Below are 19,193 nucleotides of genomic sequence, written 5' to 3' on the forward strand. Positions count from 1 at the left end.
GCGCCATCAGGGCGCCTGGACGGGCGCCCCGGCCGTGAGCGCACCCAGATCCATCGCGTCGGCAATGGCTTGCAAGCCCGCCTCGTTCGGATGGAGGTTGTCGCCGCTGTTATAGGCCGGCAGCAAAACAGCGGGATTGGCGGGGTCGCTGACGGCCTTCGCCTGGTCGAGTACCGCATCGCAACCGCTCGTCGGACTCAGGATGAAGGCGTTAATGTCCTGCCGCGCGGCTTCGAGGGATCCCGTTGCGGCAAACGGCGTGAGCGTAGAGCATATCGCCTTGACGTTGGCACGATGCGCGCGCTCGATGAGTTGTCGCAATGCACCGATCAACCGGCGAGCCGTGGGCGGTGTGTCGGTGTTCAGGTCGTTGATTGCGTCGTCCGAGATGACGACCCATTCCACGCCCGGCTGCTCGAGCACGTCGCGATCAAAGCGCTTGAGACCAGCCTGTCCGGCGTTATTGGTGAAGAAGGTATTGCCGCTGATGCCCTGGTTGAGCACGCCCACGGCCATGCCGGCCTGCTGCAGCCGGATCGCGAGGCGATTGGGCCAGCGCCGGTTGGCGTTGACACTCGACTTGATACCGTCGGTTATGGAAGCGCCGAATGTGACCACCGCCCCGGTCGCCGCGGGGTTCAACACGTCGAGACTCGTCAGGAAATAGTAGGACTGGCCGCCGGGGGAGAACGTGTTTCCGCCGGTAAAGACCGGGTCGGCGGCCACGTCTCCGGCGGCGATATAGATGTCTTGCAGGCCGTCGACGTGGCCGGTCGAACGCGGCGCCGTCTGCACGGGCAGATAGAGGCTGATAGCGACATCGGCGAGCGGCGGAACCTCGAACGCGACCGGGTCGCTCAAGACCGAAGCGCCCACGGGAATCGTCACGTTCGGTTGACCGCCGAACGTGACCGCGCGGTCGCTGCCGACCACCGTTTCCTGACCTCCAGCGCCCCGCGCGATTCGCGCTTCGCCAATCACCAGCGGCTCTGAACCGAACAGGTTCGACAATTGGATTCGCGCCGATCCTCCACCGATGCTGGTGTGCACTATCTGCCGCAACGTCTGGTTATTGAAGCCAGCATCGTCGGTGATGGAGGGCGAAGCGGACCACGTGCCTATCCAGGGCGCGGACGTCTCGACGCCTTGCACGCCCTTGCTGACTATATCGGGCAGCACGATGCAAAGAACCAGGGCCGCTTTAAGAAGCGCCGGAATCCATCGGTTCACGTCCTTTTCCTTGTGGAAGACCGAGCTTCCGCGAGTGCAACGACTGTGGCAGACGCATCGCACAGCGCGAGCCCGATCCTCTTTTTGCGGTTTGATCGCTGTCTGCCGATTTAATCGTTCTTTTGTGTATGCGTTCGGTGCGGTAGATAACACAGCGCCGGGCGGCAAGCGAATTCAATTGCTTGCGCGCAACGAGAGGCCGGTCAAAAGTTCATGCCGCGAGACGTTGCTCGGCGAGGCGTGTAATTTTGTGTGAGGTCGCACATAGCGTCGTTGTCTCGCGCAGTAATCTGTTTGCGAGGGCAGAGTGCTCAAGGCCAGATAAGAGGCACTGTCGGAATGCGACTGCTTACCGGCGCCCGCCGGCAACAGGCAGATAACTACATATAACGCTTTATTCCACTACTGGTGGCGGGATGAATCACGAGAATTTCGTCGGGGCCAGCATGCGCATGTATGCGCGCGAACCCGTATTTCAGAACTTGCCGGAACGCGTCGCCGAATCACGAATATCACGCTTTACCGCGGCGCTGGAAACTTTCACAGGCGAGCGTTTCGCGCACTATCCGGAACTGCACGCTTATTCGACGCGCGAGTTCCGCCGGTTCTGGCAGTGCTTTCTGCAATGGACCGACGGAATGGCATGGGGCGGCGCGGCCGAGCCGGTCTGCGTCGGCGACGATTGCGAGACCGCGCGTTTCTTTCCGAACGTCGAGCTGAATTACGCCCAAAGCGTTCTCGGGCGAAAGATCGCGCCGGACGAGTCGCCGGCACTCACCGCGCGTTATGCCGACGGCCGCCGCGAAACGATGACGCGCGGCGAGTTGCGCGAGCGTGTAGCGCGCCTTGCCTGTTCGCTCAACGAGCTCGGTCTGCGTCCGGGCGACCGTGTGGTCGCGATGATGCGCAACGACGCGCACGCAATCGTCACCGCGCTCGCGGTGACGGCGCTGGGCGCGACGCTCTCCACCGCGGCGGCTGAAACCGGCGTGCAGGCGATCCTCGACCGCTTCGAGCCGCTCGAACCGCGCATGCTGTTCGCACACACGACGCAGCGCTCATTCGATACGGCCGGCTCGCTCGCTTCGCACGTCGCGGCAGTGGCCGCGGCATTGCCGACGCTCACGAACGTTGTCTGCCTGGACGAAACGCCGCTGCCGAGCACGGTGAGCCAGCCTCAGCATTCACTGCGCGATCTCATCGTTCAGGGCGACGCCGCGCGGTTCGAATGGCGGCGCTTTCCGTTCAATCATCCGCTTTTCATCATGTTCTCGTCGGGCACGACAGGAAAGCCCAAGTGCATCGTGCACGGCGCCGGCGGCACCTTGCTCGAACATCTGAAAGAGCATCAGTTGCACAGCGACCTGGGTCCCGGCGACAAGCTCTACTTCCACACGAGTTGCTCGTGGATGATGTGGAACTGGCAGTTGTCGGTGTTGGCGTCGGGCGTCGAGATCGTCACGTACGACGGACCGGTTGCGGAAGTGGACACGCTTTGGCGGCTGGTCGCCGATGAGCGCGTGACCGTGTTCGGCACGAGTCCCGCCTATCTGAAGATGTGCGAGGACGCGGGCCTGAAACCCGGCGAGCAGTTCGGGCTGGACGCGCTGCGCGCGATGATGTCGACTGGTGCCGTGCTCTACGACTCGCAGTTCGAATGGGTGCGCGCCTATGTCAAGCCGCTGCAGCTCCAGTCGATTTCCGGCGGCACGGATATCATCGGTTGCTTCGTGCTCGGCAATCCGAATCTGCCGGTCTACGCGGGCGAAGCGCAGTGCAAGAGTCTCGGCCTCGATGTTCAGGCGTGGAACGAAGGCAAGCCCACCTCCATGACCGGTGAGCTGGTTTGCGTCAATCCGTTTCCGTCACGCCCGCTCGGCTTCTTCGGCGACGCGGACGGCTCGCGCTTTCACGCCGCCTATTTCAAGGCGAATCCTGGCGTGTGGACGCACGGCGACATCATCGAATTTTCGGCGCAGGGGTCGGCGCGCCTGCACGGACGCAGCGACGGCGTGCTGAATGTGCGCGGCATCAACGTCAGCCCCGGCGAGATCTACCGCATTGTCAGCAGTATTGGCGAGATCAATCAGTCGATGGTGGTCGCGCAGACTGCCCATGACGCGAGCGGATCGGGCCAGCGCGTCGTGCTGCTGCTCGTGTTGCGCCGGGGCGCGAAGATGAGCGCCGCACTCGCTTCGCGCGTGCGGCGTGAACTGATGCTGCAGGGTTCGGCGGCGCTCGTGCCGGACGTGATCGCCGAAGTCGAAGCGCTGCCCGTCACGCACAATGGCAAGCCATCGGAGGCGGCCGCGCGCGATGCAGTGAATGGTTTGCCGGTGCGCAACCTGTCGTCGCTGGCGAACCCCGGATGCGTCGAGAAGATCAGCGCGCATCCCGCGCTCGCCCGCACACGTCGCGAGTTGCCGGAGCCCGGTGAATCGGCCGAGCAGGTCGAAGTCTATCTATGCGCGCTCTGGGAGCAGCTTTTCAGTTTCGCGCCGGTCAGTCTGGACGACAACTTCTTTGAACTCGGTGGCCATTCGCTGCTCGCCGCGCAGATGCTCGCCGAAATACGGCTGGCAACGGGCCGAACGCTGCCGCTTGCAACGCTCATCATCGCGCCGACCATTGCGCGGCTCGCCGCCGTTATCACAGGCGAGCGCGCGCAGGACACGCATCCCAACATCGTGCCGATGCGTGCGGGCCGCGGAAGGCCTGTGTTCATGCTTCATAGCATCACGGGTTCAGTGATGGAATGCCTGACGCTGGCCGGCGCACTGGAGAACGAGCGGCCCGTCTACGGTCTGCAGGCGCGCGGACTCGATGGCGACGAGGAGCCGCAGCGAAGCGTCGAGGAGATGGCGATGGTGTATGTCCAGCAGATGCGCGCTGTGCAGCCGAGCGGCCCGTATGCGCTGGTCGGTTATTCGTTTGGCGGCCTGGTCGCGTTCGAGATAGCGCAGCAACTTGTCGCGGCGGGCGAGAAGATCGAGTTGCTGTGTCTGCTGGATACTTACGTGGACGAACGCTATTTGCCGTGGCACGAGTGGTTGTCCTTCCAGTGCGAAGTCATGGCGGAGCGCGTGCGAGCGTTCCGCACGCTTTCCACACGAAGTCGCGTCGCCTATATGAAGGAGCGGGTGTTCGGAGCCGCCGACCGGATTCGCATGCGGCTCGGCAAGATGGCCGCGAGGCCGGCCGCCGATACGCAGGGGCTGCCGCCGGCACTGCGGCAGGTACGCGAGTCGATGCGCGTCGCGATGGCGACGTACCGCCCGCGCCGCTATCTTGGCAGCCCGATCGTCTACGTGCGCGCTTCCGCCAGGGAAGGCGGCCAGGGCGATCCGTTGCCGGCCTGGCAGCGCGTGGCAAGCAGTGGGCTGCTGGTGAAGACTATCGACGGCGCCCATACCGATCTCGTTGTCGAACCGCACCTGGCCACCGTGGCCGATACGCTCGCGCGCAGGCTGGCCGGCACATAGCGAGTCGGAGGGCCCGGCGGCGTCGCTCACGGCAGCAGGTTGCGCAAACTCGGCAGCCGGTTGCCAAGCGACGCGTTGAGCGCGGCGATATCGTCCAGACGCATGGCGGCATTGAACACGCCGACGAAACGCAGCACCACGGCGACCGTGACTTATTCAGGCTCGCCGGTGAGCGGCGCTGCGTTTGCAGAACAGGTCGAGAAGCCGAAGTTCACGTGATCGATCCCGAATGAGCAAACGCGGACAGCTCGTACGCGGCCGTATGTGGATATCGATCAGGCTCTCGTCGATTCACTCGCGAGGGCCCGACGCCGGATCACTTGTTGACGGAAGCCAGGAACGGTATCGACCTGAGCGACTTGTCGAGCGAGGCGGTATAGCGTTCGACGCGCGGCCGTGCCGCGATCTGGACTGGCCTGCCGGAACAGCGCGCGACCTCCGCCGCCACGTCTTCGTTCAACCAGTTCCACCAGGACGTATTCCGTTCACCGAGAAGAATCAGGTCCGCCGCCGTCTCTTCGGCAACAGAAGCGATCGCGCGCCCGATCGTCATTCTCGTTAGCGGCAACGTCATCATGCGGACTTCGACTGAACGCGCCTGACCGTCCAGCACGTCCCTGGCACGTGTGATCACCTGGCGGCCATGCTCCTCCATTGACTCGACGATCAGGTCGACGAAACAGTCGGCGGCGCCAATCAAACAGGGCGTCAGGTCGACTACGTGGAGCGCGACGATTTGCGCGTCGTACTTTCGTGCGGCTTCAATGGCGGATGCGAGGATAGTATCCGCGGGACTTGCACTGATTGCGACGAGTATCTTCGTGAACATTCTGGGTACCTCTTGACTGGTCAGATGAGCTATCTTGACCATGCAGAATGAGCGCTGAATGAGCAGAGGTAGATTCAAAAAAGACAGCGACCCGCTTCGGCCCGGAGGCGGCCACGCGTGGGAGAACGGGACGAATTCAGAATGTGAGGGGACTTCTCCGTTCCGATGCGACGCCGAAGGCGTCGACATCGAAATCGGGCAGCTTGCCATGCGCCGGATGCGCAACCGCAGCGAAAGCGTAAAGTCTCAACCACTCGCTGTAGCCTTGTACGAGAAAGCCTCCTGAGCGTTCTATATATTGCTGGCGGGACGTCTCATAGACCTCCCGAAGCGCAAACCACGGCACATGTGGCAAATCGTGATGCACCAGATGATAGTTATTGTTCACAGCCATTACAAAAGAGCGGGATGCTTTGCTGAGCAAGACGTTTGCCGTCGTTGGTGAATGCGCACCTGACTTTTACCCGCAAATTACCCGCAACGTCCGTCTTCGGGTTTTGTCGCAATAGCGATGCTGCGGTAAAGTGCAAGTTGCCAAAACTTTGCTTGTGCCCACGATGAAGAAGACCGCAACACGACGAATGGCCCTTGCTGCCGGCGTTGCCAAGGTGCTGCAGCGGTTGCACTATCCGCTGGACGTGATGTTGTTGTGCGTGCGGTGGTATGTGGCCTATTCGCTAAGTCTTCGGAATCTTGAGGAGATGATCGCTGAGCGCGCCATTGGCGTGGATCATTCAACAGTGCATCGTTGGGTCATCAAGTTGGTGCCGTTGTTCGAAAAGACCTTTCGCAAGCACAAGCGCCGGGTGGGCAGGAGTTGCCGCATGGATGAAAGTTATGTCAAGGTCAAAGGCTCGTGGAAATATCTTTATCGCGCCGTGGACAATGCGGGCAACACCATCGACTTTCCGTTTAGAGCCAAGCGGGACAAGGCTGCTGCCCAGCGGTTTTTTGAAAAGGCAATCGGTCAGAACGGCTCGCCCGAGACGGTGACCATCGACAAGAGCGGTTCCAATCTGGCAGCACTTCATTTGGTGAATGCCGAGCGCGAGACGCCCGTCAAGATTCGTCAAGTCAAGTATTTGAACAACGTGGTCGAACAGGACCATCTGGCCATCAAACGCATCACTCGGTCGATGCAGGGGTTCAAGGACTTTGACTGCGCTCGCGTTATTCTCAGTGGCATTGAGACCATGCACATGATCAAGAAAGAGCAGATGAAATGCCGGGGTAAAATCCCGCTGTCCGCTGTGCAGCAGTTCTACTCGCTCGTTTCATAAGGCATCCTTTGGATATCGCATTTTCTCGTCCCTCCCGTCTTACTGCGACACAACCCGTATTGAGGTTGGGCCTTACCACCACAGCGGTTCGCTCTTTTTGACCGCCAGCAGAAATGGTTGCGTGCGCGACTCGAGCCATAGCCGCAGGGGACGGTCACCGCCGTACACCTCGTCGCCGGTGATCCAGCCACAGGGCACCCCCGTAAGGACATTGCGAGCCGCGTCGGGATCCCACTGCGCCCGCTCAAGGAGGTGCTGCACGCCATCGGGTGCGGCCTCGCCGATCCGTTCTGCGAGCTGCCAGCCGTTCTTGCGTTCGACTATACCCAGCAGACCCTTTAGACAAACCAGCGAACGCTGCCGCGGCTCGGCGCGCCTGAACAGGCCAGCCAGTCTTTCATGCAACAGATCGATTTCATGTTCCCACGCTTTCGCGATCTCTTTCACGGCCCTATACAAAGTAGTAGTACTATTTTGGTTTAGAAAAAATAACTACGGCTGTAGTGCTAAGTGAGCGGGCTGAATCCTTGCCGGCGAGGATATGAGAAGTCGCGGCAAGTATAAACCCCTAATGCCGGGTAAGGTGGGCCGACACCGACTCTTGTACCGTTTCCGCCCGTAGTCGGTCCGGCATCGACCCGGTCTTCCGCTAAAACCTGTGAACGCTGGGGGCAGCTAGAGGTGCGGGTGGCCCCGTAATCGGCATGTCCGATGTTTGAGCAAGCCGAAACGGGTCGTCCAGCGTCTTCCCTGGACGCTGCCCGACGTGAACGCGGCGGCGCAGTTCGACATTTCGAACAAGCCGCGCCCGATACGACCGATCTCGCGCAGTGGCCCGGCGCAGCCGTTCTGCCGCCGAAAGCTGCAAGGCTTGCGCAGCATCAACCAGGCAGTGACGGTGGCCTGCCGGCCAGTAGCGGCTGTGAAGTTCGAACAAAACCCATATCCTCGTCCCAACAGAAGCGCATCGGTCTCGTAGTGCCAGGCGCGCAATCGTGGATCGTCACTCCCGCGCCGGTGCCAAAGTGACACTTTTTGACATACCTTTTCAACAGATTTTAGGATCCGATCCCTGTACATTTCCCTCTCATCACGTGATACACCTCGTGCTCTCTGTAAGGGAAGATGCTCATGAAGACTCGAACGTTTGCCATGCTGCTGGGTGGGGCTCTGCTCACATTCCTGACTGGTTCCGCATCCGCCGCCGTGGTCGTCGGCTTCGCGGTGCCGCGTCCCGTCGTCGTGGTTCCGGCGGCACCTGTCTATGCGCCGCCGACCGTGGTCGTGCAAGGCGGTTACCCAGTTGCCGCAGCGCCGACGACAGTCACGCCGGTTGTGACGGTTGCGCCAGCGCCCCCACCTTCCACGGCGCTGGTCGTCCTGCCACGTCGTCCTGTGGCGTTTGTAGTTCCGGCGCCGCACCCCTTCTGGGTGCCTGGACACTGGATAGGTGGGGTCTGGGTGGCCGGTCACTGGTTGTGAAATGTCTGCGCCGTACCTGTCTCGCGCGATACATCACCCCCGTCCGTCAAAGCAGCAAAGCAATGTTGCACATCACTTCGGCGCCAGGGCTGCTCGTCGGGGTCTGCGGGTTGCCGACTTTGTGCTACTGGTCGTCCTGGGTGCACTTGCGCTCGGAGGGTACATCAGCCTGAATGAACGTACACCGAAACGATTATCCCCCGCCGTGATACCTTCACGATCGTTCAATAGCCTGGCATCACAGTGCACAGTGCCGTATGCGGCACTGATGGACCTGGCGCAGCTCGCGCGACGCTATGGCAATTCGTCCGCCAACTTTTTGGACGCGCTGTACGGCATGACCGCGCAAGTGGATAAGTGCCTTTCCCAGGCAACGATGCAGAGGACCGGCCGCGGTCCCGGGACCGGTCAATCGAATGCCAAAGGCACCTGACTGTTTTATGTATAACCTGCGTAGCAGGTCAATCGAGAAAGCGAGATGAAAGGAAGCGGCATGTCGGTATGGCGGGGTTCCCTTTTCGCCCGCAACGTATTGCTGTTGATTGTACTGATGCTGACAAGTCAGATCCTGGTCTTTGGCGTCTATCTGAACTTTATCCAGAAGCCGAGAGTTGACGATGGGGCAGCGCTCGTGGCATCGCAGATCCGGATCCTGAACCGGCTGTTGTCGGTCCTGCCGGACGACGAGCGAAACCGGCAACTGCTTGAAATGAATCGAGCGCCCCAGAGTGAACTGCCGCCGCCGCAGGCTCACGACGGGTTGCCTCCCGACTACATGGCGCACCGCTTTTTCGGTCGGCTCGCATCGGAGCTTGCCCCGGACGAACAGTTTCGCTGGGAACGCGACGGGCACCGGATCTGGGTGCGTCTACATGTGCAGGATGTGTGGTACTGGGTGGCGCTGCGTGGAACCTCGGCCATGAGCAGTACGCTGCCCTGGGCGCTGATCGGCCTGTTGTTAGGTGCGGCTACCCTTCCTGCTCTTGGGGCCTATCTGATCCACCGGCCGGTCGAACAGGCGCTGCGCCGGCTGGCGCGCGCTGCCGGCACCATCGAGCGTGGCGTCTGGCCCGAAGCGGTTCCCGTGAGCGGCCCGCGCGAGCTGGCAGCAGTAGAGGAGGCGTTCAACCGGATGGCGTCGACACTCGAAGATCTCGAAGCGACGCGCGCCGAAATGCTTGCGGGCATATCGCATGATATCCGCACGCCGCTGACCAAGCTGCGCATGGCCATCTTCGCACCCGAGTCATTCGAGGCACCGGCCGCCAGCGCGGAACGCTTTGTCGAGGAGATCGACGCGATCGTCCAGCAGTTTATCGATTTCGCCCGTGGGTGGGATAGCGAACCGGCGACGCACGGCGATCTGAACGCGCTGATCGAACAGCTCGCTGCCGACTATGCAGGTCTCGGTCGCACCTTCGAACTGTCGCTCGCGGAATTGCCACCTGTTGCGTTCCGACCGGTTGGCATGCAGCGCCTTCTGATGAACCTGATGCAGAACGCGGTCGTGCACGGTCAGGTCGGACTCGCAGTCAGGACTGCCATCGACGCGCGAACTCTCTCGATTGCGGTTGAGGATCGGGGACCGGGTGTGCCTCAAGCGCTTCTGTCGTTGATAAAGCAACCATTCAGGCGCGGCTCTGAGGCGGATCGAAAGGGCGGAAGCGGCCTCGGTCTCGCGATAGCGGAGCACATCGCACAGCAGCATGGCGGCACGCTCGATCTCTTCCAGAATGCACCGTCCGGACTCAAGGTCGTGGTGCAAATTCCCATTCCTTAACGGGCGCTTGTCAGCGCGATGACTGCACCGTCGTCGTGTCGTAAAGACTACGATTCAATGTGATCCTCGAGCCCCGCCCAAAGGTCCGGCAGGGCAGCGTGAGCATTTGATGAGATGGCCATTTTTTCAGGTCGTATGATGAAGAACCTTACAAGATACTTTGCAATACTAAGTATATTCATGGCCGGCGTCGTGGCTACTAGGTGGTTCCACCAGGCTCACGGTCACCGTCAGACGGCTGTCGCGCCAGATCCGATCCCTGTGAGCGCGGTTGCGGCTTCGGTTACCGATGTTCCTGTCTACATCGATTCGCTCGGCACCGTGACACCGACGCGTACCGTCACGGTCATCACGCAGGTCAACGGGATACTGCGTTCCGTCGATTTCAGCGAGGGGCAGACGGTCAGGAAAAGACAGGTGATTGCACGCATCGATTCGCGGGCGCTCGACGCGCAGTTGCTGCAGGCACAGGGTACGCTGCGCCATGACCAGGCTGTACTCGCAAACGCGAAACTGGACCTGCAACGTTATCAGCAGCTGATCAAAGCGGGTTCGATTACACAGCAGACGCTCGATACGCAAGTTGCTAGCGTCCAGGAGGACGAAGGTACCGTGCTGGCAGACACGGGCAACGTGAACAATCTGCAGGTTCAGGTCGGCTATTGCACCATCACGTCTCCGGTGGACGGCGTGGTGGGTCTGCGCCTGGTCGACCCCGGCAACTACGTGAGCAGCACCAGCACGACCGGTATCGCGGTCATCACGCAGATGCAGCCGGCGACCGTGATCTACTCGGTGCCGGAAGACGACGTGGGACAGATCCGACGGGCGATGTCGCACGGGGAGATTCAGGTGCTGGCCTACGACCGTGACGGCAAATCGTTGCTGGCGAAGGGCTCGCTGCTTGCGGTCGACAACCTCGTCAATACGAGCGCCGGCACGATCAACGTCAAGGCCGTCTTCCCCGATTCCGGCAGCGCGCTGTTCCCAAACGAATTCGTGAATGTCCGGATGCAGGTCGACACGCTGCGCCGGATTCCGGTCGTGCCGACTACGGCAATCCAGCATGGCGCGAACGGCAATTTCGTTTTCGTGATCGGCGGCGCAGGCGCAGTGGTATTGCGCAACGTGAAGACCGGGCCGGTAAAAGGCGACGACACGGCGATTCTCGATGGCGGTGTGAAGGCAGGAGAGCGGGTCGCGACCGACGGTGCAGACAGGCTTGATACCGGCTCGCTCGTGAAAGTCGTGGCGCACTGAGCGGAGCTGACGATGAACGCTTCACGAATCTTTATCGAGCGGCCCATTGCGACCGCGCTGTTGACGATCGCGTTGTTTCTGGCCGGGGTGCTGGGATACATCCTGCTGCCTGTTTCGGCGCTACCGGAAATCGACTATCCGACGATCCAGGTCTACACGCAGTATCCCGGCGCAAGCCCGGATGTGGTCAGTTCGTCGATCACCTCGCCGCTCGAAAGACAGCTCGGCCAGATGTCGGGGCTGAAGGCGATGAACTCGACGAGCTCGAACGGCACGTCGGTGATCACGTTGCAGTTCGATCTGTCGTTTTCGCTCGACGTCGCCGAGCAGGAAGTGCAGGCCGCGATCAATGCGTCATCGAGCTTTCTGCCGGCTAATCTGCCGTATCCGCCTGTTTACAGCAAGGTCAACCCTGCCGACGCCCCGGTGCTCACGCTGTCGCTGACATCCGACGTGCTGCCGCTGACAAAGATCGAGGACCTGGCCGATACCCGGCTTGCGCAGAAGATCTCGCAAATTTCAGGCGTGGGCCTGGTCACGATCAGCGGCGGTCAGCGGCCGGCCGTGCGGGTGCAGACCGATACCGGCGCGCTCAACGCACTCGGCATGTCGATCGACGACGTGCGTACCGCGCTCGGCAGTGCCAACGTCGACCTGGCGAAGGGCAGTCTCGACGGAAAGTACCAGTCGTACTCGATCGGCGCGAACGACCAGCTGCAATCGGCGGCAGACTATCGCGACCTGATCATCGCGTACCGGCAAGGCGCACCGGTTCGGCTGGCGCAGATCGCCAAATCCATCGACAGCGCCGAGAATTTGCAACAGGCGGCGTGGACCAACAGCACGCCGTCTATCGTGCTGAACATCCAGCGGCAGCCGGGCGCCAACGTGATCGATGTGGTCGATAGCGTGCAGAAGCTGTTGCCGCAACTGCGGGCGAGCTTGCCCGCATCGGTGAAGGTCGCCGTGCTGACGGATCGCACAAAGACGATCCGCGCGTCGGTTGCCGACGTCGAAACGGAGTTGGCAATCGCCGTGGCGCTCGTCGTGATGGTGATATTCGTATTCCTGCGCAATGTGCCCGCTACCGTGATTCCCGCAGTCACCGTGCCGCTTTCGCTGGCCGGCACACTCGCGCTCGCGTACGGGCTCGGGTTTTCGCTGAATAACCTCACGTTGATGTCGCTGACCGTCGCGACAGGCTTTGTCGTCGACGACGCGATCGTAATGATCGAGAACATTACGCGCTACATCGAGGCCGGGGAAACGCCCCTGAGGGCCGCGATCAAGGGTGCGAAGGAGATCGGCTTTACGATCATCTCGTTGTCCGTGTCGCTGATTGCGGTCATGATCCCGTTGCTGTTCATGGGCGACGTGGTCGGGCGCCTGTTCCGTGAGTTCGCGCTGACGCTGTCGGCGGCGATCGTCCTGTCGGCGTTGGTGTCGCTGACGCTTACGCCGATGATGTGCTCGCGCATGTTAAAAGCACGGCCACACTCGCATCGGGTCGATTTCTTCGATCGGCTCAACAGCAGGTACATACGCGGTCTCGACTGGGTGTTGTCGCATCGGCGCCTGACGATCGCATCGGTGGTGTTGACGGCCACGCTGACGTTCGTGGCACTGATGCTGATGCCGAAGGGCTTCTTTCCCGAGCAGGACACAGGTCTGATCGAAGGTGTCGTGCAGGCCGCACCGACCATTTCGTTCCAGCGCATGATCGGCCAACAGCAGCAGGTCGTCGACCGGATCGCACGCGATCCGGCAGTCGCAAGTCTCTCGTCGTTTGTCGGCATCGACCAGACGAGACCGACGATCAATCAGGGCACGCTCTTGATCAATCTGAAGGACAAGGGCGAGCGAGCGCGCATCGACGAGGTGATCCGCCGCCTGACCGGTGACACCGCGGACCTCGCGGGCGTGCGCCTGTTTCTGCATCCGGTGCAGGATCTGACGCTCGACGACACCGTCTCGACGACGAGCTACCGTCTCGGCGTACAGTCGACTGATCCGGCGCTGCTTACTCGCTGGACTGGCGAGTTGGTTGGCGCGTTGCGCCGCGATCCGGCGTTTGCCGACGTGCAGAGCGAGGCGATGCAGTCAGGCAATCAGGTGCAACTCACGTTCGACCGCGATACCGCGTCGCGCCTTGGCATCACGCCGCAGGCGATCGACGACGTGCTGTACGACGCGTTTGGTCAGCGCCAGGTGTCGACGATCTACACGCAGCTGAACCAGTATCACGTGGTACTGGTCGCGAGAAACAACGCCGACGACCTTGCGCATCTGCTTTCAGGACTCTATGTCGATACGTCGTCGGGCAGCCTCGCGCCGCTCGCGTCGATGGCGACGATGAAGGTCATGCCCGCGCCGCTGAGGATTGATCGCAAGGGCCAGTTCCCGTATGCGGACGTGTCATTCAATCTCGCTCCCGGATACAGCCTCGGCACTGCGATTGCCCGTCTTGAGAGGGTCAAGGAGCAGATAGGGTTGCCGCAGTCCGTCCAGGTGTCGCTGGAAGGATCGGCCGCGACCTTTCAGTCGTCGCTGGCGAGCGAAGGGTATCTGGTCGCCGCTGCCGTGATCGTGGTCTATTTGATGCTCGGCATCCTGTACGAGAGCTTCATTCATCCCGTCACGATCCTGTCCACGCTCCCCTCGGCGGCGCTTGGCGCGCTGCTGGCGCTGCTGATGGCAGGGACGCAGTTCGACATCATGGGCCTGATCGGTATCGTGCTGCTGATCGGCATCGTGATGAAGAACGCGATCATGATGATCGACTTCGCGCTGGAAGGGCAGCGCCACTACGGCCTGTCCGCACACGATGCGATCCGGCGTGCGGCTGAACAGCGCTTCCGTCCCATTCTGATGACGACGATGGCGTCGCTGTTCGGCGCACTGCCGCTCGCGTTCGGCTCCGGCATGGGCTCCGAGTTGAGGCATCCACTCGGCATCGCGATTATCGGCGGCCTGTGCGTCAGCCAGTTGCTGACCTTGTTCTCGACGCCGGTGATCTATCTGGCAATGCATCGTCTGGAAAGACGCTTTGTTGCGGACGAGCCGATCGCAACGGAGTATGTGCAATGAACCTGTCTGGCCCATTCGTCAGGCGGCCCATCGCGACGACGTTGCTGGCGGTCGCCCTTGCGCTGTTCGGTATCCTGGCATTCAGGCTGCTGCCGGTCGCGCCACTGCCTGAAATCGACTTTCCTACGATCCTGGTGCAGGGGCAACTGCCCGGCGCCGATCCGACGACCGTGGCCACCTCGGTCACGACGCCGCTCGAGCGGCAGTTCGGCCATATTGCGGGCCTGGCCCAGATGACGTCGGTCAGCTCGCGCGGACAAACGCAGATCACGTTGCAGTTCGACCTGAGCCGGAATATCGACGGCGCGGCTCGCGACGTGCAGGCCGCGATCAACGCGGCGAAAACCAACCTGTCGCCGAACATGGACGGCAGCCCGACGTATCGCAAGGTCAATCCCGCGGATTCGCCCATCCTCGTGATCAGTCTGACCTCCGACACGGCCACGCCAGCGCAGCTTTACGACGCGGCGTCGACGGTGCTGCAACAGAAGCTGATGCAGACAACCGGCGTGGGCAACGTGGTGGTGGGCGGCGCTTCGCTGCCGGCGGTGCGGGTTGAACTGAATCCAGAGCGGGTGAGCCACTACGGCATCAGTCTGGAGCAGATCCGCAGCACGATCGGGAACGCGAATGTCGATTTGCCCAAGGGATCGATGTCCGCGAGCGGACAGAACTATTCGATCGGCGCGAACGACATGCTGTATTCGCCGGCCGACTACGGACGGCTGATCGTCAGGCAGAACAACGGCAACATCGTGCGTGTGACGGACCTCGGCTATGTACGTCAGGATGTCGAGCAGTTGGAGAACTACGGCCTGTCGAACGGCAAGCCGGCCGTGTTGCTGGTCCTCTATAAGGAACCGGGCGCGAACGTGATCGACGCCGTCGACAACGTGAAGGCCGAACTGCCGGCGCTCGAAGCGGCGATCCCGTCGACCATCAAGCTGGCGATTTCGGTTGACCGTACGAAGACGATCCGTGGCTCGCTGCTCGACGTCGAAATCACCCTGCTTGTATCCATCGTGCTCGTAACGGCCGTGACGTTCGCGTTCTTCCGCAGCTGGCGCGCGACGCTCATTCCGGCGATCGTCGTACCGCTGTCGCTGCTGGGTACGTTCGGGGTCATGTATTTCCTTGGCTACAGCTTGAACAACCTCTCGCTGATGGCCTTGACCATTTCGACCGGTTTCGTGGTCGACGACGCAATCGTTGTCGTCGAAAACATCATGCGGCATCTGGCGCGCGGCAAGAAGCCCATCGAGGCGGCACTCGCAGGGGCGCAGGAAGTGGGCTTCACGGTGTTTTCGATCAGCGTTTCGCTGATCGCGGTATTCGTCCCGCTGCTGTTCATGGGTGGCCTGATGGGCCGGCTGCTGCGTGAATTCTCGGTATCGCTTTCCGTCGCGATCGTGATGTCGATGCTGATTTCGCTCACCGTCACGCCGATGCTGGCGAGCATTTTCCTGCGCGGAGGACAGCAAGCCGGGAACGGCGACGACCATCACGAGAGCGGATTTTCTCTCCTGTACGGCACGTCGTTGCGCTGGGTCATGCGGCATCCGCTATTGATGGGTGGCGTGACGGTGCTGGTGTTCGTGCTGAACCTCTGGCTGTTCGCCGTGGTTCCGAAAGGCTTCTTCCCGGAGGAAGACACGGGGCTGCTGCTTGGCACGCTGCAGGCGTCGCAAAGCATCTCCTGGCACGAGATGCAGCATCAGTTCCAGATGGTCAACAAGGCGGTGCAGGAGAATCCGAACGTCGCGTTCGTGGGTGGCTTCGTGGGGGGGGCGAACGCGCTCAACAACGCACTGCTGTTCGTCACGCTCAAGCCCCTGGGTGAGCGTCGCACGACGGCTGATCAGGTGATCGCTCAGGTGCGCCGACGGCTTGCCGATATGCCGGGGACACAGCTCTATCTGCAGTCGTTGCAGGACCTCGCGGCCGGTGGCCGACAGAGTGCCGCGCAGTACCAGTACACTCTTACCGCGGACGACCAGGCGACACTCGATCAATGGGTGCCGAAGTTAGTCGCGCAGATGCACAAGATGCCGGCGCTGGCCGACATCAACACCGACCAGCAGGACAAGAGCATGCAGGTCGGCATCGACGTCGACCGCGACTCCGCCGCGCGAATGGGCGTGAAATTCAAAGATATCGACGAGGCGCTTTATGACGCGTTCGGCGAACGGCAGGTCTCGGCCATCTACGAGAGCGCGAATCAATATCACGTCGTGATGGAGGTGGCACCCGAGTACTGGACAAGTCCATCGGTACTGAAGGACATCCATGTTCCGGCGAGCCCGACGCTCGCCACGAGCGGCGCGTCAACGACCGCCGCCGCGGGGGCAACCGGGGCAAGCGCCGCTACGCCGTCGGCCGCGGCCCAGGCGAACGGTTCTGCGCTGGTGCCGCTCGCCGCGATGGCCCGGTTCTCGACCGGCCCCAGCGCCATTTCGATCAATCACCAAGCTACGTTCCTCGCCATTACCGTATCGTTCAACCTGCGCCCCGGCGCATCGATCGGACCCGTGACGCAGCAGATCAGTCAGGCCGTCGCTGCGCTCAGAATGCCGGCCAGTATCTCCGGCGCGTTCGCCGGCACGGCAGCGGCGTTTCGTGAGTCGATGGCGAGCGAGCCGCTGCTGATCCTCGCCGCGCTGTTGTCGGTGTACGTCGTGCTCGGCATGCTGTACGAGAACCTGGTTCATCCTTTGACGATTCTCTCGACGCTGCCTTCCGCGGGCGTCGGCGCTTTGATCGCGCTGCTGCTCACTCACACGGAGCTGTCGATCATCGCGTTGATCGGCGTGCTGATGCTGATCGGCATCGTGAAGAAGAATGCGATCATGATGATCGACTTCGCGATTGCCGAAGGGCGTCAGCATGCACTGCCGCCGGAGGAGGCGATCGTGCGCGCGGGCCTGATCCGTTTCCGTCCGATCATGATGACGACGGTCGCCGCAATTTTCGGCGCGCTGCCGCTCGTGCTGGGCTCGGGCTATGGGTCCGAATTCCGCAAGCCGCTTGGCATCTCGATTATCGGCGGTCTGGTGTTCAGCCAGGTCATCACGCTCTATACCACCCCTGTCATCTATCTCTGGCTCGATCGGGCGTCGCAGCGGTTGCGGCGCCGAAGGAAACATGCATGAAATCGCCCATCGGATACCTGTCGGCCGTGTCGGTCGGCATGCGCTGCTGCGCCTGTGCGCTCGGCGCGACGCTTTGGCTTTCGGGCTGCGCGGTCGGCCCGGACTATCACCAGCCGGCCGTAGCAATTCCAACGCAGTTCAAGGAAGCGGGCACACAGTGGCGACTTGCGGCGCCCAGCCCGCAGGCATCGCTCTCAAGCCGGTGGTGGGACGCCTACGACGATCCCGAGCTGTCCCGGCTCGTCGACGCAGCGCTGCAGTCGAATCAGTCGATTGCAGGCGCGGCGGCCGCCTATCGGCTCGCGCAGGCCACCGTCGCTGCAGACCGGGCGAGCCTGTTTCCGACGCTCGGTGTCGACGCGTCGGCCTCGCACAGTTCAAGCACAACGAACCAATACGCGAAGGCCGAGGCGAGTTGGGAAGTCGATCTGTGGGGCGGTGTGCGCCGGCAGATCGAGTCGGGCAAGGCAAACGCGCAGGGCGCGGATGCGACGCTTGCCGGCGAGCGATTGTCGATTGCCGCGACGCTGGCGACCGACTATTTCGACATTCGCCAGCTTGATATCGACATCGACCTGTTGCGGCAGCAGGAGGCGGTCAACGGGCGCATTCTCGCGATCACGCGCGCAGCGCTGGCACAGGGGACTGCGTCGCAAGTCGATCTGCTGTATGCGCAGGACACGCAGGAGGCGGTTGTCGCGAACCTGCAAATTTCACAGACCTCGCGCGAGCAGGACGAGCACGCAATCGCGGCGCTCACGGGTGTGCCGCCGGCTTCGTTGTCGATTGCACCGCGGCTCGACTATGTGTTTCGCGAGCCCGAGGTGCCATCCGTGCTGCCGTCTGCGTTGCTGGAAAGACGGCCTGACGTGGTCAGCGCGGAACGCACCGCTGCTGCTGCGAACGCGCTCATCGGGGTAGAGAAGGCCGCATTCTTTCCGGACCTCGATCTATCGGCACAGGGTCTCGTGCAACACAACACCTTCGCGACGCTGTTCTCATTGCCGACCCGGATGTGGTCGCTCGGTCCCTCACTTGCCGCCACGCTGTTTGACGGTGGTGCCCGCGTGGCGGCCGTGCACAAGGCGCGGGCGACCTATGACGAAGACGTCGCATCTTATCGCGAAGCCGTGCTCACGGCGTTCCAGAACGTGGAAGACAGCCTATCGTCATTGAACCATCTGCGCCAGCAGGAGCACGCGTTTGCCGACATTTACCAGCGCAACCGGCAGTTGCTGGAGAGTGTCGCCGCGCAACTGACGGCCGGAACCGCGAGCGAGCAGTCCGATTTGAATCAGCAAGTGACGCTACTGACGGCCAGACAGAACCTGAACGACACGCAGGGGGCACTGGCGAAAAGCGACGTTGGGCTGGTGAAGAACCTCGGCGGCGGCTGGACGTCGTCGAAGAGCCAGGCCCCGATCCCATGATGACGGGCGCGCCGTTGTAACGTCGTCTGCTGATCTGCGCGCTCCAGAGTCCGGTCGCGCCCACGACCGTTTTTCAAAGTCCACGTCTCGACCTGCGTGCAAAGGCCCTGTCACGTCCACTTGTGCGGTATCGCTTCCCCGCGACGTGACTTGACATGACATGCAACACATTTCTAACAACATG

The 19,193-nt window shown here is 61.9% G+C and carries 10 protein-coding genes and 2 pseudogenes; 8 read left to right on the forward strand and 4 right to left on the reverse strand.

The window, feature by feature from the left end; all coding sequences use genetic code 11:
* Window positions 1-6: 6 nt before the first annotated feature.
* Window positions 7-1,230, reverse strand: a complete 1,224-nt coding sequence (locus tag B0G81_RS07310) for a GDSL-type esterase/lipase family protein (protein WP_134134045.1) — start codon at window positions 1,228-1,230, stop codon at window positions 7-9.
* Window positions 1,231-1,646: 416 nt separating this feature from the next.
* Between B0G81_RS07310 and B0G81_RS07315 the strand changes: the two genes are divergently transcribed.
* Window positions 1,647-4,712, forward strand: a complete 3,066-nt coding sequence (locus B0G81_RS07315) for an acetoacetate--CoA ligase (protein WP_134134046.1) — start codon at window positions 1,647-1,649, stop codon at window positions 4,710-4,712.
* Between the two features lie 316 nt (window positions 4,713-5,028).
* Here B0G81_RS07315 and B0G81_RS07320 read toward each other — a convergent pair whose 3' ends face one another.
* Together B0G81_RS07320 and B0G81_RS07325 are read right to left on the reverse strand one after the other, a co-directional pair.
* Window positions 5,029-5,541, reverse strand: a complete 513-nt coding sequence (locus B0G81_RS07320) for a universal stress protein (RefSeq protein WP_166678932.1) — start codon at window positions 5,539-5,541, stop codon at window positions 5,029-5,031.
* Between the two features lie 136 nt (window positions 5,542-5,677).
* Window positions 5,678-5,938, reverse strand: a pseudogene (locus B0G81_RS07325) (fatty acid desaturase); the annotation flags it as partial.
* Between the two features lie 184 nt (window positions 5,939-6,122).
* On the opposite strand from B0G81_RS07325, the gene B0G81_RS07330 reads away from it, so the two are divergent.
* Window positions 6,123-6,821, forward strand: coding sequence for an IS6 family transposase (locus B0G81_RS07330; RefSeq protein WP_116123659.1), 699 nt, complete (start codon window positions 6,123-6,125; stop codon window positions 6,819-6,821).
* A 228-nt stretch (window positions 6,822-7,049) separates the two neighbouring features.
* On the opposite strand, the pseudogene B0G81_RS44440 reads toward B0G81_RS07330, so the two are convergent.
* Window positions 7,050-7,268, reverse strand: a pseudogene (locus tag B0G81_RS44440) (IS701 family transposase); the annotation flags it as partial.
* A 684-nt stretch (window positions 7,269-7,952) separates the two neighbouring features.
* Here B0G81_RS44440 and B0G81_RS07340 point away from each other — a divergent pair.
* The 6 genes from B0G81_RS07340 (at window position 7,953) to B0G81_RS07365 (ending at window position 19,009) form a co-directional block, all read left to right on the forward strand.
* Window positions 7,953-8,303 (forward strand): hypothetical protein, encoded by a 351-nt coding sequence (locus tag B0G81_RS07340; protein WP_134134048.1) that lies wholly within the window; start codon window positions 7,953-7,955, stop codon window positions 8,301-8,303.
* Between the two features lie 478 nt (window positions 8,304-8,781).
* Window positions 8,782-10,083, forward strand: a complete 1,302-nt coding sequence (locus B0G81_RS07345) for an ATP-binding protein (protein WP_243856376.1) — start codon at window positions 8,782-8,784, stop codon at window positions 10,081-10,083.
* 192 nt (window positions 10,084-10,275) lie between these two features.
* Window positions 10,276-11,343 (forward strand): efflux RND transporter periplasmic adaptor subunit, encoded by a 1,068-nt coding sequence (locus B0G81_RS07350; RefSeq protein ID WP_243856377.1) that lies wholly within the window; start codon window positions 10,276-10,278, stop codon window positions 11,341-11,343.
* A 12-nt stretch (window positions 11,344-11,355) separates the two neighbouring features.
* A complete protein-coding gene (locus B0G81_RS07355; RefSeq protein WP_134134049.1) occupies window positions 11,356-14,430 on the forward strand; it encodes an efflux RND transporter permease subunit in 3,075 nt (1,024 codons plus the stop codon).
* A complete protein-coding gene (locus B0G81_RS07360) occupies window positions 14,427-17,579 on the forward strand; it encodes an efflux RND transporter permease subunit (RefSeq protein WP_134134050.1) in 3,153 nt (1,050 codons plus the stop codon). The genes B0G81_RS07355 and B0G81_RS07360 overlap by 4 nt, the downstream gene beginning before the upstream one ends.
* Window positions 17,576-19,009 (forward strand): efflux transporter outer membrane subunit, encoded by a 1,434-nt coding sequence (locus B0G81_RS07365; protein ID WP_134134051.1) that lies wholly within the window; start codon window positions 17,576-17,578, stop codon window positions 19,007-19,009. Before B0G81_RS07360 ends, B0G81_RS07365 begins: the two co-directional genes overlap by 4 nt.
* Window positions 19,010-19,193: the final 184 nt, after the last annotated feature.

The sequence above is a fragment of the Paraburkholderia sp. BL6665CI2N2 genome (assembly GCF_004366535.1).
Lineage (GTDB): Bacteria > Pseudomonadota > Gammaproteobacteria > Burkholderiales > Burkholderiaceae > Paraburkholderia.

Excerpts from the sequence above, each read along its gene's own strand:
- B0G81_RS07320 (WP_166678932.1), bottom strand. The coding sequence starts at position 5,541 with ATGTTCACGAAGATACTCGTCGCAATCAGTGCAAGTCCCGCGGATACT.
- B0G81_RS07340 (WP_134134048.1), top strand. The coding sequence starts at position 7,953 with ATGAAGACTCGAACGTTTGCCATGCTGCTGGGTGGGGCTCTGCTCACA.
- B0G81_RS07345 (WP_243856376.1), top strand. The coding sequence starts at position 8,782 with ATGAAAGGAAGCGGCATGTCGGTATGGCGGGGTTCCCTTTTCGCCCGC.
- B0G81_RS07365 (WP_134134051.1), top strand. The coding sequence starts at position 17,576 with ATGAAATCGCCCATCGGATACCTGTCGGCCGTGTCGGTCGGCATGCGC.
- B0G81_RS07330 (WP_116123659.1), top strand. The coding sequence starts at position 6,123 with ATGGCCCTTGCTGCCGGCGTTGCCAAGGTGCTGCAGCGGTTGCACTAT.
- B0G81_RS07355 (WP_134134049.1), top strand. The coding sequence starts at position 11,356 with ATGAACGCTTCACGAATCTTTATCGAGCGGCCCATTGCGACCGCGCTG.
- B0G81_RS07360 (WP_134134050.1), top strand. The coding sequence starts at position 14,427 with ATGAACCTGTCTGGCCCATTCGTCAGGCGGCCCATCGCGACGACGTTG.
- B0G81_RS07315 (WP_134134046.1), top strand. The coding sequence starts at position 1,647 with ATGAATCACGAGAATTTCGTCGGGGCCAGCATGCGCATGTATGCGCGC.